The organism is Caulobacter sp. AP07 (assembly GCF_000281955.1).
Lineage (GTDB): Bacteria > Pseudomonadota > Alphaproteobacteria > Caulobacterales > Caulobacteraceae > Caulobacter.
In genome coordinates this window covers 1-15,645 of the sequence record NZ_AKKF01000127.1, presented here as the reverse complement: position 1 = coordinate 15,645, position 15,645 = coordinate 1, and the positions used below count along the sequence as shown (strand labels likewise).

Annotated in this window: 14 protein-coding genes and 1 pseudogene; 6 read left to right on the top strand and 9 right to left on the bottom strand. The window is 68.0% G+C overall.

Going from position 1 to position 15,645, the window contains the following annotated elements; all coding sequences use genetic code 11:
• From PMI01_RS08245 to PMI01_RS08230, 4 genes are all read left to right on the top strand, one after another.
• On the top strand, positions 1–266 hold a 266-nt coding region (locus PMI01_RS08245; RefSeq protein ID WP_007666690.1), incomplete at its 5' end, for an OmpA family protein.
• A 512-nt stretch (positions 267–778) separates the two neighbouring features.
• Positions 779–2,656 carry a ribonucleoside-diphosphate reductase subunit alpha gene (locus tag PMI01_RS08240; RefSeq protein ID WP_085954849.1) on the top strand — a complete coding sequence of 626 codons (1,878 nt, stop codon included), beginning with the start codon at positions 779–781 and terminating at the stop codon, positions 2,654–2,656.
• A gap of 169 nt (positions 2,657–2,825) precedes the next feature.
• On the top strand, positions 2,826–3,821 hold the full coding sequence (locus tag PMI01_RS08235) for a lipid A-modifier LpxR family protein (RefSeq protein WP_007666684.1): 996 nt from the start codon (positions 2,826–2,828) through the stop codon (positions 3,819–3,821).
• Positions 3,822–3,890: 69 nt separating this feature from the next.
• Positions 3,891–4,214, top strand: a complete 324-nt coding sequence (locus tag PMI01_RS08230; RefSeq protein WP_007666681.1) for a hypothetical protein — start codon at positions 3,891–3,893, stop codon at positions 4,212–4,214.
• Here PMI01_RS08230 and PMI01_RS08225 read toward each other — a convergent pair.
• The 9 genes from PMI01_RS08225 to phnC all read right to left on the bottom strand — a co-directional run bounded on the left by PMI01_RS08225 (position 4,211) and on the right by phnC (position 13,778).
• Positions 4,211–5,476: a patatin-like phospholipase family protein gene (locus PMI01_RS08225; protein ID WP_007666678.1), complete on the bottom strand. Its 1,266-nt coding sequence runs from the start codon at positions 5,474–5,476 to the stop codon at positions 4,211–4,213. The two genes, PMI01_RS08230 and PMI01_RS08225, sit on opposite strands and share 4 nt — an antisense overlap.
• A gap of 7 nt (positions 5,477–5,483) precedes the next feature.
• Positions 5,484–6,188, bottom strand: coding sequence for a PAQR family membrane homeostasis protein TrhA (locus tag PMI01_RS08220; protein WP_007666674.1), 705 nt, complete (start codon positions 6,186–6,188; stop codon positions 5,484–5,486).
• A gap of 92 nt (positions 6,189–6,280) precedes the next feature.
• Positions 6,281–7,051, bottom strand: a complete 771-nt coding sequence (locus PMI01_RS08215) for a sulfite exporter TauE/SafE family protein (protein ID WP_007666672.1) — start codon at positions 7,049–7,051, stop codon at positions 6,281–6,283.
• Between the two features lie 52 nt (positions 7,052–7,103).
• Entirely contained in the window at positions 7,104–8,399 is a 1,296-nt protein-coding gene (locus PMI01_RS08210; protein ID WP_007666670.1) for a hemolysin family protein, read from the bottom strand.
• A gap of 161 nt (positions 8,400–8,560) precedes the next feature.
• Positions 8,561–9,604 (bottom strand): substrate-binding domain-containing protein, encoded by a 1,044-nt coding sequence (locus tag PMI01_RS08205; protein ID WP_007666668.1) that lies wholly within the window; start codon positions 9,602–9,604, stop codon positions 8,561–8,563.
• A 79-nt stretch (positions 9,605–9,683) separates the two neighbouring features.
• Positions 9,684–10,940, bottom strand: coding sequence for an OprO/OprP family phosphate-selective porin (locus PMI01_RS08200; RefSeq protein ID WP_007666666.1), 1,257 nt, complete (start codon positions 10,938–10,940; stop codon positions 9,684–9,686).
• 159 nt (positions 10,941–11,099) lie between these two features.
• The gene (phnE, locus tag PMI01_RS08195; RefSeq protein WP_035035348.1) at positions 11,100–11,927 is read right to left on the bottom strand and encodes a phosphonate ABC transporter, permease protein PhnE; all 828 of its coding nucleotides are present in this window, start codon (positions 11,925–11,927) and stop codon (positions 11,100–11,102) included.
• A gap of 7 nt (positions 11,928–11,934) precedes the next feature.
• Positions 11,935–12,954 carry a phosphate/phosphite/phosphonate ABC transporter substrate-binding protein gene (gene phnD, locus PMI01_RS08190; protein WP_035035354.1) on the bottom strand — a complete coding sequence of 340 codons (1,020 nt, stop codon included), beginning with the start codon at positions 12,952–12,954 and terminating at the stop codon, positions 11,935–11,937.
• Positions 12,955–12,965: 11 nt separating this feature from the next.
• Positions 12,966–13,778: a phosphonate ABC transporter ATP-binding protein gene (gene phnC / locus PMI01_RS08185; protein WP_007666658.1), complete on the bottom strand. Its 813-nt coding sequence runs from the start codon at positions 13,776–13,778 to the stop codon at positions 12,966–12,968.
• Between the two features lie 420 nt (positions 13,779–14,198).
• Here phnC and PMI01_RS08180 point away from each other — a divergent pair, with 420 nt between their 5' ends.
• Positions 14,199–14,999 (top strand): alpha/beta hydrolase, encoded by an 801-nt coding sequence (locus tag PMI01_RS08180; protein ID WP_007666656.1) that lies wholly within the window; start codon positions 14,199–14,201, stop codon positions 14,997–14,999.
• A gap of 275 nt (positions 15,000–15,274) precedes the next feature.
• Positions 15,275–15,645 (top strand): annotated as a pseudogene (locus PMI01_RS08175) (type III PLP-dependent enzyme); the annotation flags it as partial.

The window sequence follows — 15,645 nt, the reverse complement described above, 5'->3', positions numbered from 1 at the left end:
TTTCGGAAGCCGCGAACTACGCGACTTCGGGTCACGCCACGAAGCTGGTGGTCGTCGGTCACACCGACACCTCGGGTTCGCCGAAGTACAACGCCCGCCTGTCGGAGCGTCGCGCCAAGGCCGTCGCCGACGCGCTGGTTGGCGCCGGCGTCGCCGCTGACACCCTGGCCGTCGACTGGAAGGGCGAAAGCGCTCCCGCCGTCGCCACGGGCGATGGCGTGAAGGAACCGCTGAACCGCCGTTCCACGATCTCGATCAACTTCTAAGATCGCGATCACGACCTGAGTTGAGGGCCCGGCGGCGACGCCGGGCCCTTTTCTTTGGCGCCGAATCCGGAATTGACGGCCCCGAGTCCCCAGAGCGCCCGGCCCGATCGCATCGGGCCGGGCGCTCTGGCCTTTTGTCTTGGCGCATTTCCCTCACGCGAACCGGTATCCCCTTCGCTCGAAAACGCCCTACATGTTGGAGGTGTTTGGGAGACCAGCGTTCCGTCGGATTCCACTCCGCCAGCGGATCACTTCTTTGTGGCCTGCGACGGACCGTCGCGGCCCCGTTCGCCGAGGCGAGGCAACCCTTTGATCCTGCCCAGCATCTCGACAGACGACGAGGTTCGTTCACAGGTTGTTAAGAAAAAACTCAGCGTTAAGCGCCATCTCGCCGTTGACGAGTCATTAGCCACTGTGGCCCCATATGTGGGCTGAGGGGGCTCCTCGGCCACAAGATGTAGCGGCTGGACGGGGCGTTCCCTTCTCCGGAACACGCTGATTGATTATGGATTTTGATCATGACCGGCAGTGAAGCGGCGAAGACTGCGCTCCCCGAGGCCCGCACCAGCGGCATGAAGGCCGAGCGCCCGAAGCTGGCCCTGGTGCGCAAGGTCGAGGTCGATCGCTCGCGCGACGCCCTGCTGACCGATTTCGGCAAGACCACCCTGGAAGACCGATACCTGCTGCCGGGCGAGTCCTACCAGGACATGTTCGCCCGCGTGTCGACCGCCTTCGCCGACGACGCCGACCACGCCCAGCGCGTCTACGACTATATGAGCCAGCTGTGGTTCATGCCCTCGACCCCGGTGCTCAGCAACGGCGGCGCCGAGCGCGGCCTGCCGATCAGCTGCTTCCTCAACTCGGTCTCCGACAGCCTGGACGGCATCCTGGGCGTCTGGAACGAGAACGTCTGGCTGGCGGCCAACGGCGGCGGCATCGGCACCTACTGGGGCGGCGTCCGGTCGATCGGCGAGAAGGTCAAGGGCCAGGGCCAGACCAGCGGCATCATCCCCTTCATCCGCGTGATGGACAGCCTGACCCTGGCGATCAGCCAAGGCAGCCTGCGCCGCGGCTCGGCGGCGGTCTATCTCGACATCCACCACCCCGAGATCGAGGAGTTCCTCGAGATCCGCAAGCCGTCGGGCGACTTCAACCGCAAGTCCCTGAACCTGCACCACGGCATCTCGATCACCGACGCCTTCATGCACGCCGTGCGCGACGGCCAGAAGTTCGGCCTGCGCTCGCCCAAGACCGGCGAAGTGGTCCGCGAGGTCGACGCCCGCAATCTGTGGCAGAAGGTGCTGGAGCTGCGCCTGCAGACCGGCGAGCCCTACCTGATCTTCTCCGACACCGTGAACCGCGCCATGCCCAAGCACCAGCAGGAGCTGGGCCTGTCGGTGCGCCAGTCGAACCTGTGCAGCGAGATCATGCTGCACACCGGCCTGGACCACCTGGGCAACGACCGCACCGCGGTCTGCTGCCTGTCGTCGGTCAATGCCGAGACCTTCATGGAGTGGCGCGACCACCCGATGTTCATCGAGGACATCATGCGCTTCCTCGACAACGTCCTGCAGGACTTCATCGACCGCGCCCCGGAGCCGGCCAAGGCGGCCGCCTACGCCGCCATGCGCGAGCGTTCGGTGGGCCTGGGCCTGATGGGCTTCCACAGCTTCCTGCAAAGCCAGAACGTGCCGTTCGAGAGCGCCCTGGCCAAGAGCTGGAACATGCGGATGTTCAAGCACCTGCGCCGCGAGGCCGACAAGGCCAGCATCGCCCTGGGCGAAGAGAAGGGTCCGTGCCCGGACGCCGCCGAGCGCGGCTCGATGGAGCGCTTCTCGCACAAGCTGGCCATCGCCCCGACCGCCTCGATCTCGATCATCTGCGGCGGCACCTCGGCCGGCATCGAGCCGATCCCGGCCAACATCTACACCCACAAGACCCTGTCGGGCTCGTTCGCGGTGAAGAACCCCTATCTGGAGCAGCTGCTCGTCGAGAAGGGCCAGAACACCGACGCCGTCTGGGGTTCGATCCTGGAGAACGAGGGCTCGGTCCAGCACCTGGACTTCCTCAGCCAGGACGACAAGGACGTCTACAAGACCGCCTTCGAGCTGGATCAGCGCTGGGTGGTCGAGCTGGCCGCCGACCGCACGCCGGAAATCTGCCAGAGCCAGTCGGTGAACATCTTCCTGCCCGGCGACGTCGACAAATGGGACCTGCACATGCTGCACTGGCAGGCCTGGGAGCGCGGCGTGAAGTCGCTCTACTACCTGCGCTCCAAGTCGGTGCAGCGGGCGTCCTACGCCGGCTCCGACGTCGCCCTGGCGGGCCCCGCCAACGGCTTCGACGCGCCGGACAAGACCGACTACGAGGAATGCCTGGCCTGCCAGTAAATCAGGCGTCCAGCGTCTAAGACCGAACGGCGGCGCGAGCACATCGCGCCGCCGTTTCGCGTTCGGAACCAGGCCCCTTATGAATTGTTGATGATGAGGGGATTTGCCCCATGGACGCCGCCCAGATTGCGGGTAGGCTCCTTGTGGGGATTGGGACTGAGGGGTCCGTATGCGTAGCTTGGCGATATTCGCCGCGAGTTTGAGTCTGGGCGCGACGATCTGCGCCCCTGCGTACGCTCGACCGACGTCGCCAAAGGCCGTCAAGGCGGCCGAAACTTCAAATAGGTCTTCCGAGGCCCGGCGCAAGGCCACCGCGACACCGAACTTCACCGTCGACATGAGCCAGGGCAAGACCGTCGACCTCAGTGTCCGCGACGTCCGCCCGGTTTCGATCGGTTTTTCCGCGGCCCCGCGGACCGTGGCGACACGAACCGCCGATCCCAGCTTCGCGCTCTCGCCGGCCGGCGCCTATGGCGACGCCAAGCTGCTGGACGCCGATCGCTATTACCAGGGCCACGACCCCGTCACCTGGCGCTCCAACGCCTTCGTCGTCGGCCAGGGCACCCACGCGGTCGATTCCGTGCGGGTGTCGGTGGCCAGCGTGGCGCGGGGCGGCCAAACTCGTCCGCTGTCCATGGTCCGGCCCGACGAGAACAGTTTCGATGATCGCGACGTCGACGTCACGGTGACCCGTGGCTGGCCCGCCGCGTTGCAGCTCACCAGCGGCAAGTACGCCCTGGACGTCACGCCGCACGCCGGGCTCGGCTTCGGCGGCGCGGGCGGCACGGCCGAGGCCGGGGCCACGGTGCGGTTCGGCAAGAAGAGCATGGAAGATCGCGTCGTCAGCTCACTGGGAGTCGGCGACGGACGCGCTTTCGGCAACCGCGGGCGCTGGTACGTGTTCGCCGCCGCCAGCGGCCAGGCCGTGGGCCTCAACATGCTGCGCAGCCAGGACGGCGACTGGAGCCGCGCCGGGTTCACCGCCGACAACAACAGCAAGCTGATCGGCGACGGCCAGGCCGGATTGGCCTGGCGCAAGGGCGCCATGCAGGCCTCGTTCGGCTATGTGCACCGCAAGATCAAAGCCAAGGACCAGATCATGGGCATGGCCAGCCAGAAGGACGAGATGGTGGCCATGACCTTCAGCCTGAAGCCGCACTGGTAGCCGAAAGGCTTGAGTTTCGGGGCTAGATCATGCAGCTAGCGGCCGTCCTTCACCGAGCCATCGACCGTCATGAGCGATAGCGAGCCCCCTCGCCGCAAGATCCTGAGCCTCAAGAGCGGCGTCGCCGCGCCTGGAGGCCCGCCGCCGCTCGAGCGCATCCAGCGCCCGGCCCGGCGCGTGATCCCCGAGCCGCCCCCCCCGCCGCCACCGGCCGTCGGCGACTTCAAGTGCAAGCCGTGCGGCACGCGCTTCGATCCGCCGGCCGACCTGGCCGACGAGGACTCGGTGCGCTGCCCGTCGTGCAACGCCCGCCTGGGCCTGGCGTCCGACTTCCGCGCCGACCCGCCGAACGTCGACAAGCTGCGCGCCCGCTATCTGAAGAAGAGCGCTTAAGGAATATCCAGCCCCGGCTCGATCGGCGAGACCGAGGTCTCGCGCCGGCCGCCGTTCGGGCCGTTCTGGCGGCGGAACAGGTGGCGCCACAGGGGCTCGGGCTCGATCGGGGTGGTCCACAGCTGGCCGGCCATCGCCAGGTCCACGGCGTCGTCGAAGGTGCGCCGCATGCTGGCGGTCTCGAACTTCATCATGCTGAAGCCGTCGAAGCTGGTCGGGATCGAGGCCACGCAGAGCGGCAGGTTGTGGCGCGCGCAGAACCCGGCCGCCAGGCTGAGCGCCTGGCGGTAGGAGAACCGCAGCATGGTCTCGAAGCTGCGCCCCATGATCGAGGTCACGCCGGTCGGGGTGGTGCGGGGCGAGGCGTCCAGCACGGTGTTGACGATCACATAGACCCGCCCGCGCCGCAGGCGCTGGCCCAGGTCGCGCCAGCGCAGCAGGGCGTCGGGCATCAGGAACAACGGCGCCGAGACGCCGCCGTCGACGTGCATTTCCTGGTGGCGGACCATGCCGCCCTCGCCGTCGGGGATCTCGACGTCGAACAGCTTGGGCGGGAACAGGCCCGGCAAGGTGGCCGAGGCCACCAGCACGTCGCGGAACAGCTTCACGGCCGCCTCGCCGCCCTGGGTGGCGATCGCGCCCATGTCCCAGATGGTGGCCTTCTGGCTGTCGAGGTTGGTGGTGGCGATCAGCAGCCGCCGGCCCTTGGCGTGCTCATGGGCGACGGCCTCGATCATCGCCGCGTCGACGAACGGGCCGACCAGGCCGTCGAGCGACTCGCCGCGGAACAGGCTGGGCCCCAGGGCCGGTCCCAGCCGCCTGAGGCTGAGCAGCTCGGCGGCGTGGCCGCCGACATAGGCGTCGGCCAGGCGGTCGTCCCAGTCGGAGCCGAGGAAGGCCAGGGGGGCGATCAGCGCCCCGGTGCTGACCCCGGTGACGATGGCGAAGTCCGGACGGCTGCCGGCCCGGGTCAGCCCGATCAGCGCCCCGGCCCCGAAGGCGCCGCCGGCTGCGCCGCCCGACAGGGCCAGGATGTTGAAGCCGTCGCGGCCCAGCAGCGAGCGCGTGGGGGCCAGGCGGTCGGCGACCTGGCGCAGGGCGGCGTCGGCCTCGTCGACGCTGAGGCGCACGCCGGGGAAACCGACCGCCTCGGCCGGGATCTCGACCGGCGGGGCGGTCAGCCGCTTGCCGCGCTGGGCCTGGGTCGCACGGTCTCGAAAGAAGGTCTGGACGCTCTTCCTGGGGTCCGGCGGCGTGTTCAAGGCGGGCTCAGGAACGCCCGGTCGAGGCCAGGACCACCCCGACCAGGACGGCGGCGTAGTGCAGGCTGGCGCCGCCGATCACATGACCGTGCCAGATCGCCCGCCGGAACTTCAGCCGTTGCATCAGATAGAACACCGTGCCCGTCGAATAGATCACCCCGCCGATCGCCAGCAGCAGCAGGGCCACCCAGCCCATGCCGTCGATCATCGGCTTGATGGCCACCAGGACCAGCCAGCCCAGCGCCAGGTACAGGCCGACCCAGAAGCGCTTGTCCAGGCCCGGCAGGAACAGCTTGGCCGCCACGCCGATCCCGGCCACCGTCCAGACCGCCGAGGTCATGCCGATCGCCCACCAGCCCGACAGGTTCTGGGTGGTGAACGGGGTGTAGGAGGCGGCGATCATGATGAAGATGCCGGCATGGTCGAAGCGCCGCAGCAGCGGCCGCCAGCGGGCCTTGGAGAAGTTGTAGGCGGTCGACAGCGACAGCATGGTGATCAGGCCGACGGTATAGACCGCGATGGCCGCCACCTGGCTCAGCGAGCCCAGGCCGAAGGCCAGGCCCAGCAGGATGCCGCCGCCCAGCAGGGCGCAGGCCAGACCCGCCAAGTGAACCACCAGGTCAGCGCACTTGGCGCCGGGCGTCGGGTAGTGCGTGGCCGCCACGGTCGCCGGGACGATCGGGGTCGGAAGGTTGCCGGTGGTCTCTGTCATGTCCCGCCCACTGTACGCGCAATCGATGACATATAAACCGCGTCATCGTGGCGCGAGAAGGGCCAGCACGGCGAAGGACGCGGAGGGCCGCCCTAGCCCAGCAGGCCGCGCGCCCCGTCCCAGGCCAGCTTGCCGCCGACGGCGATCAGCAGGACGTAGATGACCTTGTAGAAGCCCTCGGCCGGCACGCGTCGCACCAGCCACACCCCGGCCCAGGTCGAGGCCAGGGCCAGGGGCAGCAGGACGGCGGCGGTGGTCAGGGTCTGGCGGGTGAACTGGCCCAGGGCCGCATAGGCCGGCACCTTCATCCAGTTGACCGTGGCGAAGAAGATCGCGCTGGTGCCGATGAACACGTCACGCGGCAGGCGGCGCGGCAGCACATAGATCTGGAACGGCGGGCCGCCGGCGTGGGCGACCTGGCTGGTGAAGCCGGCGACCATGCCGCACAGGGCGCCCAGCCACGGCCGGGCCGGACCGGCGGCGATCGCGTCGGCGGCCTTCACCGCTCGCTCGGCCCACAGCCGCTGCAGCGAGAAGGCGATCGAGATCACGCCGATCGCCAGCTCGACCGCCGACACCGAGACCCGGGCCGCCAGCGCCCACCCCAGGAAGATGCCCACCGCCGCGGCCGGCAGCATCAGCACCAGCAGGCCCTTGTCCCACGTCTTGCGGAACGCCCAGACGCTGACCACGTCCTGGGCCAGCAGGATCGGCAGGGTGATCGCGGCGGCCAGCACCGGCGAGACGACCAGCGCCATCATCGGCACCGCCACCACTCCGATCCCCGCGAACCCGCCCTTGGCCAGGCCCAGCAGGATGACGGCCGGAATGGCGACGGCGTAGAACAGGGGATCGGTCAGCATGGGGCGGTGTTAGCAGCTTCGCGGCGTGGCGCGTAGGCGGATCCCGCCTCCCCTACTCCCCCTTCGGCACGCACCGCAGGATCAGCTTGTCGATCCGCGAGCCGTCCATGTCGACGACCTCGACGTCGAACCCGCCCAGGGCGACGATCTCGCCCTCGCGGGGGATGCGGCCCAGGCGGTCGAGGATCAGGCCGGCCACGGTGTGGTAGCCGCCCTCGGCCTCGAAGTTCTCGCCCAGGGCGTCGTTGAGCTCCTGGATGTCGAGGCGGGCGTCGACCAGCCAGGAGCCGTCCTCGCGGCGCAGGATGCGGGTGTCGACCTCGTCGTGGCTCTCGGGGAAGTCGCCGGCGATCATCTCCAGCAGGTCCAGCGGAGTGATCACCCCCTGGATCGAGCCGAACTCGTCGACCACCAGGGCCATGTGCAGCGGCGTCTGCTTGAACACCGCCATGGCCCGCAGCAGCGACATGGTCTCGGGAATGGCGATCGGTTGCTGGACGTGGCTCTTGATGTCGATGGTGTCGCCGGCCAGGCAGGCGTCCAGCAGGTCCTTCTTGAGGATCACCCCGATGTCGCCGTCCAGGTCGTCCTCGCTGGCCACCACGATGCGCGAATAGGGGCAGGCGCGGATCTCGGCCAGGATCTGCTCCTGGCTGTCGGCCAGGGAGATCCAGAACAGGTCGCGGCGCGGGGTCATGGCCACCCGCACCGGGCGGTCGCCCAGGCGCAGGACCTCGTTGATCATCGCCCGCTCCTCGGGCTCGATCAGGCCGGCGTCGGCCCCCTCGGCCAGCACCGTCTCGACCTCCTCGGCGGTCATGTCGTTGGTGCGCTCGTCGCGCACCCCCAGCAGCTTGAGGATGGCGGCGGTCGAAGCGGTCAGCAGGGTCACGAACGGCCGCAGCACCGTGGCCACCGCGGCCAGGAACGGCGCCATGCGGCGGGCGATGGCGTCGGGGAACAGCAGGGCCAGGCGCTTGGGCACCAACTCGCCGAGGATCACCGAAACATAGGTCAGGCCGATGACCACCACGGTGGTGGCGATGGCCTCGGAATGGGTCCCGATCACCGGGAACGGCTCGAGATACTTGTCCAGGGCTCCGGCGATGGTGGCCTGGCCGTAGGCGCCGGCCAGGATACCGATCAGGGTGATGCCCACCTGGACGGCCGACAGGAACCGGGTCGGGTGCTCGGCCATGGCCAGGGCCAGCTTGGCGCCCTTGTCGCCCCGGTCAGCGAAGGTCTGGAGCCGGGCGCGGCGGGCGGAGACCACCGCCAGTTCGGACATGGAGAACACCCCGTTCAGCAGAACGAGGAGAAAGACGACGGCGAGCGCGAGGAGGATCATGGCCCTTCAGGGTCAGCGCGGCGCCGGAGCGGCCACGGCCAAACGGAGCAGGTCCGAAGGGACCGTCCGTCCGGCCACTATACAAAAGAAAACGCCGCGGCCCACTAGGGACCGCGGCGTCGTCTCGTTCGCGGGGCCGAAAGCCTCGCTGAGGTCAGATCTTACGAGGCCGGACGGGCCATCGTCGTCTTGCTGGCGGCGACGCCCTTCTGAGCGTCGTGCTGGCCGGGGGGCAGCGGGATCAGGCCGCGGCCTTGCAGGTAGCCGCCGCGGCCGCTGGCCGCGTCGGAGGTGAACTCGGTCAGGAACTCGGCCAGGCCCGGCGTCACGCCGATGTTGGCCTTCTTGACGTAGATGAACAGCGAGCGCGACAGCGGGTAGGAGCCGTCGGCGATCGTCTGGGCCGAAGGACGCACGCCGTTGACCGAGGCGCCCTTGATCTTGTCCATGTTCTCTTCGAGGTAGGACCAGCCGAAGACGCCCAGCGAGCCGGGGGTCTTGGTCAGGGTGCCGACGATGGCGTTGTCGTTCTCGCCGGCGTCGATCCAGCCGTCGTTACGCAGCGGGTCGACCAGTTGCTTGAACTTCTTTTCGTTGTCCGAGCGCAGGGCGTCGGCGGTCGGGAACTTGCGGGCGCCGGCCTCGATGGCCAGTTCCACGAAGGCGTCGCGGGTGCCCGAGGTGGGCGGCGGGCCGTAGACGTTGATGCGGTTGCCCGGCAGGCCCGAACCGATCTCGTCCCAGGTCTTGTAGGGGTTGGCCACGAACTGGCCGCCCTTCAGGACTTGCTTGGCCAGGCCCAGATACAGGTGCTCGGTCTTGAAGTTGTAGTCGGCGCCGTCCTTGTCGGTGGCCACGACGATGCCGTCGAAGCCGACCTTGATCTGGACGATGTCCTTGACGCCCTTGGCGGCGCAGGCGTCGAACTCGGACTTCTTCATCGGACGCGAGGCGTTGGCGATGTCGGGGAAGCCTTCGCCCGTGCCCGAGCAGAACAGCTTGATGCCGCCGCCGGTGCCGAGGCTTTCGACCTTCGGAGCCTTCTTGCCGGTCTTCTTGGCGAAGTTCTCGGCGGTGCGGGTGGCGAACGGGAAGACGGTCGAGGAACCGGCGGCCCAGACGTAGTCACGGGCGGCGTGGGCGGGGGCGGCGGCGAGGCCCGACAGGGCGACGGCGGCGGCCGCGCAGGAAAGCAGCTTTTTCATGGAGGACTCCTGGAAGTCTCGAGAGCTTTGGATAATGGCGAAACGGCCCGGTCGCCGGATGGCGACCGGGCCGTGGGTCTTAGAAGTCCAGTTGCGCGCGCAGCTGGAATTGCTTGACGTCGTAGTCCTGGTTCAGGCCGATGTTGTCCGACTTGCCGTCGGTGTAGTTGGCCTGGAAGCGGACATAGGCGGTCGGGTAGTAGTTCACGCCCAGGGTCCAGCCGGTGTACTCGCCGGCCTGCGACGTGGCCGGCTTCACGTTCAGGGTGTCGTAGGCGTCCTTCAGGTCGGCGAAGTCGTAGCGCAGAGCCAGTTCCACGCCGCCGAAGCCGCCGGCCGTGATCGGGTTGAGGATCTTCGGACGCTTGAACTCGCCGGCGACCGGATCGTAGTTGCGGGTCTCGCCCGTCGGCCAGAAGCTGACGAAGGCGTAACCGACCTTGATGGTCGGGTCGCTGCCGGCCGTGCCCGCGCGGGTCACGTCGATGTTCGAATATTCGCCCTGGAACGAGAACGGCCCGTGTACCCAGGCGCCTTCGACGGCGATGGTGTTGTCGCGGTTGCCGATGCCGCCGGTGGTGTAGAAGGTCGTGCCGTTGGTGTAGGCGGTGTTGGTGCGGCCGGTATAGGCGAAGGCGCCTTCGTCGCCGCGGTTGCGGTAGCGGTACGAGGCCGCCACGTGGACCTTGTCGGTGTCGGTGACGATCGGCGCCCAGTGGGCGCGACCGGTGATGACCAGACGTTCCTTGGAGTCGGCGTTGGCGCCGACCGCCACGTCGGCGTTGTTGATGCTGCCGCCCTGGACGCCGCCAGTGAAGCTGTAGTTGGGGCCTTGATACTTGCCGACCACGCCCAGCTGGTAGCTGTCGACGCCGAAGTCACCGTACGGACCGCGGTCCATGAAGGTGGTGAAGCGGGTCGAGGTCAGGTTCTCGAGGCCGGCGACCTTGATGTTGCCGAACAGGATGCTGGTGGCTTCGGTCGGCTTGACCTCGATGACGACGTCATCCCAGGCCCAGGCCCCGCCGTTCACCGCGCCGCCTTCGGCCTTGTAGGCCACGTAGTTGTTCAGCTTGCCCTCGACGCCGAGGAAGACCTGGCGGCCGCGGACGTTGCGGGTGTCGAAGTCGCCGCCGGGGCCGTCGCGCTTGACGTCCTGGAACACGGCGTCGAGCAGGATCCGACCGCGGACCTTGAAGTAGACGTCGTCGTTGCTCCACTGCGGCGCGCCCTTCCAGGCGGTCGTGTTGTCTTGCGCGTGAGCCGCGACGCCGAGGCCGCAGGCGAGCATGACGCCCAGCGCCGCGCCGCTGACCAGCGAGGTCTTGATCCGCATTTGAGAATTCCCCTTAGGCTTTGCCCCCTGTCCGTTCGTCCGGATCAGGTAGGAGCGCTTTACGGGGGTCCCGTGACGGTTCCGCCACCCTTTGATGACAGACTGATGACAAGCCTTTTCAAGGTCTTAATTGTGGCCCGAAGGACACATGAGTCGACTTCAGAGCAGACGTGTGCGGATGATCTGCGACAGCAGGTCGATCAGCGAAACGGCCACCACGATGACCAGGACGATGCAGCCGGTCTGGTCGTACTGGAAGCCGTTGATCGAATCGAGCAGCACCTGGCCCACGCCGCCAGCCCCGATCAGCCCCAGCACCGTGGCCGAGCGGCTGCTGGATTCGAAACGGTAGAGCGCATAGCTGGTCCACAGCGGCGCGACCTGCGGGATCACCCCCCAGACGATCTCCTGCAGCTTGATCGCGCCGGTGGCCCGCACGCCCTCGACGGGCCCCTTGTCGATCGACTCCACCGCCTCGGCGAACAGCTTGGCCAGCACGCCGCCGGTGTTGAACGTCAGGGCCATGACCCCGGCGAAGGGGCCCAGGCCGACGGCGGTGATGAAGATCAGCGCCACCACCAGGTCGGGCAGCGAGCGGATCAGGTCGAGCAGCCGGCGGACGGGCTGCTGGATCCACCACGGGCTGATGTTGCGCGCGCCCAGCAGGCCCAGGGGGATGGCGACGACGATGGCCAGGGCCGTGCCCCACAGCGCCATCTGGATCGTCTGCCACATCTTGCCGATATAGAGCGGCCAGTCGGCGGCCAGGAACGCCTGGCGGTCGACGAACGGCGAGAAGAAGCCGCTGGCGAAGCCGCGCATCTTGCTGGCTTCGGTGAACAGTTGCGGAAACTTGTCGATCTCGGCCGGCCTGAAGCTGACCACGAGCAGGGCGATCACCCCGCCCCACAGCAGGAGGTCGAAGGCCCGGGCCGAGATCGGCCGGCTGGGCGGCGGCGGGACGGCGGTCATCGCTGGCGCGGGCATCGCGTCGTCAGTTGACCGGCGCGGCGAGGCCGGCCTTGCCCTCGGCGGCCACGCGCTCGGCCTTGATGCCGGCCAGGACCTTCTCGGCCGCCGCCAGCTTGGCCGGGTCGCCGGCTTCGCGGGCCAGGCCGACGTTCTCCAGCGCCTCCATCTCGCGCACCACCAGCAGGTGGGTGTCGTCGGCGGGCTTGAAGCCGCCCATGCTGAGGCGCTCGAGGTTCTTGCGCTGCTGGGCCGCCGCCGGGGTGTCGCCCTGGCCGTAGGTCAGGAAGAACTGGCGCAGCTTTTCCTTGATCACCGGGTCCAGGTCCTTGCGCCAGACGATCGGGTCTTCCGGCAGGGTCGGCGATTCCCAGATCACCTTGACCTTGCTGGCCTGGGCGCTGCCCTTGAACGCGTTGAGCTTCAGGGCCGTGGTGTTGTTGGTCGAGGCGTCCAGTTTGTGGTTGGCCACCGCGAACAGGTTGGCGTCATGGCTGGCGCTGAGCACGGCCTTGAAGCAGGTCTCGGGCTTCTTGTTGGCCGGGATGAACAGGTAGGTCATCGGGGCCAGGGTGCCCGAGGTCGACTTCTTGTCGCCGATGCCGAAGTTCAGGGTCCTGTCGCACTTCAGCAGGCCCTCGACGGTCAGCTTGCTGTCGGCCGGCACGATGATCACCGACTTGTAGCCGTCGGTGCCCGACGGGTCGAAGGTGCGGGCGAAGACCTCGCCGCCCGAGCGGCGCACGGCTTCCAGGCCCGATTGGTTGGAGAACCAGCCGACATCGGTCTGCTTGGCGCCCATGGCGACGATCAGCGACGAATAGTTGGACGAGAAGAACGGCTTCACCTTCATGCCGGTCGACGCCTCCATGTCGGCCAGGATGGGCTTCCAGTAGCTCTCCATGTTCTGGGCCGACTCGGTGGACAGGATCGAGAAGACGATCGTGTCCTTGGCGACGGGCGTCACGGTCTTCTTCTCGCCGCAGCCGGCCAGGGCCAGCAGGGCGGCCAGGCCAAGGCCGGCGATGAGACGACGATGGATCATACGCGGGCTGGTCATTGCGGAGCTCCTTCCCAGAATACGTCCTCGAATTCCGGGCCGTAGATGTCGATGAGTTGGTCACGGTCCAGGCCGCTGGTCGGGCCGTCATAGACCTTCTTGCCGGCCTTCAGGGCCACCACCCGGTCGCAATAGCGCAGGGCGTAGTCGACCTGGTGCAGGGTGACGACGACGGTCAGGCCATCGGACTTGTTCAGATCACGGAGGATCTCCATGACCTTGCGCGCCGAAACGGGGTCGAGCGAGGCGACCGGCTCGTCGGCGAGGATGATCTTGGCCTTCTGGACCAGGGCCCGGGCGATGGCCCCGCGCTGCTGCTGGCCGCCGGACAGGGTGTTGGCGCGCTGGGCCGCGTAGTCGGCGACCCCGACCCGGTGCAGGGCGGCCATGGCCGCGCTGCGGGTCTCGGCCGGCCAGGCGCCCAGCAGGCCGCGCACCGTGCCGATCCGCCCCAGAGACCCGAGGGCGACGTTGGTGAACAGGCTCAGCCGGCCGACCAGGTTGAACTGCTGGGCGATGAAGCCGATGCGGACGCGCGCCTTACGCACCTGGTCGCTGACCTTGCCCTTGGCCTGGACCGGACCGCCGAACGCGGTGATGACGCCCTCGCCCTCCTTGCCTTCCGGGGGGGCATCAACCGTCTGCAGGCCATCGATCGAGCGCAGGAGGGTGGATTTGCCCGAGCCCGACGGGCCGATGAGCGCGATCATCTCGCCGCGACCGACGTCGAGCGAAACGGCGTCCAGCGCCCGGCGCGACCCGAAGGTCTTGGAGGCGGCGCGGATCGAGAGAACGGGGTCCGACATCATGGTCGGGGCGAATCCTTACCGTGGTTTCTGGCGCAGTTAAATCCGTTCGTCGGTTTGAGGCACGGACGCAATGGATTTGTGACGCCCGGTGGAACAAACCGCCTGGACAACCACGATGGCGGCTGGCCGTCAGCCCTGCGAACCAGGCCGTCGCGCAACGCCTGGACCTGCTGGTTGAGGGCGACGATCTGCTCGACGCTCATCCCCGACCGCCGCGGCGGCGCGTCCGTCAGACACCCGGTCTCGGCGCGCAGGGCCCGCCCGGTCGGCCACGGCCGCCGCACCTTTTATGACGTCACCCAATCTTTTATTACAAAAAAGAATATCGCGATAAGAAACTGCTGGACAAGCCATCGAGTCCCGCCTATCCATATCATTATCGCGATAAACATTATCGCAAATGACAAAGGGAGACATGACATGACCAAGTTCCGCAACCTGCTCGCCTCGACCGCCGCCCTGTCGCTCGCCGCCGGCGTCGCCCTGGCCCAGGCGGCCCCCGTCCCCGCCCAGGCCGAACCGGCCGCTCCGGTGAAGACCATCGTGCTGGTGCACGGCGGCTTTGTGGACGGCTCGGGCTGGGAAGGCGTCTACAAGATCCTCAAGAAGGACGGCTACGCCGTCAGCATCGTCCAGAACCCAACCACCTCGCTGGCCGACGACGTGGCCGTCACCCGGCGCACCATCGCCGCGACCAGCGGTCCGGTGATCCTGGTCGGCCATTCCTATGGCGGCGTGGTGGTCTCCGAAGCCGGCGCCGACCCCAAGGTCAAGGGCCTGGTCTATGTCGCCGCCTTCGCGCCGGACCAGGGCGAGTCGGTGTCGTCGCTGATCGCCAACCCGGTCCCGGGCGCGCCCGTGCCGCCGATCCTGCCGCCCCAGGACGGCTACCTGTTCCTCGACAAGGCCAAGTTCGCCGCGTCGTTCGCCGCCGACGTCGGCCCCGAGCAAGCCGCCTTCATGGCCGACTCGCAGGTTCCGCGGGGCGTCGCGGCCCTGGCCGGCGCGGTCACCGAGCCGGCCTGGAAGGCCAAGCCCAGCTGGTACCTGGTGGCCGCCGACGACAGGATGATCCCGCCCCCGGCCCAGCGCGCCATGGCCAAGCGCGCCGGCTCCACCGTCGTCGAAGCGGCCGGCAGCCACGCGGTCTATGTCTCCAAGCCGGCGGTCGTCGCCGCCCTGATCGAACAGGCGGCCAAGGCGGCCTCCGAAGCGAAATAGTCCGAAGGCGTCCGACCCGCCGCGACGCCCGGCGGGCGGACAACCCTGAATGACCAGAACCCCGGAACGCGTCACGGCGGCGCGCTTCGGGGTTCAATCGCGCCGGAACCTTCCCGTCGCGAAAACATTGAACCGCGAGCCGTTCGTCGCGGGGCGCACAAGGGACTTTACATCCCTGTCCATTGCCCCTATTTCGCTCGGCTCCGGCGGACCCGAAGTCCTCATAAGCGCTGCTAACGCCGGCTGGGTTTAACTTCTGCAGGGGTCTACGTGAATTGCACACGTACCATGAACCCCTGGACCTGGTCCGTGAGCGGTCACCGGAACGTCCTGTCGCACTCGTGCGACCGGACGCGGTGTCGGTAGCGGCGCGCTGGTTCCAGGCTGAATTCAAAGGCGACGTCTTTTACGCGGTGAAGGCCAATCCTTCGCCGTGGGTGCTCCGCGAACTCGTGGACGCCGGCGTCCGGTCGTTCGACGTCGCCTCGCTCAACGAGATCGAGCTGGTGAGCGAACACGCGCCCGGCTCGCGCATGGCCTTCATGCACCCGGTGAAAAGCCGCGTGGCGATCTCGGCCGCCTATTTCGATCACGGCGTGCGGACGTTCTCGTTCGACACCCATGAGGAACTGGCCAAGATCCTCGA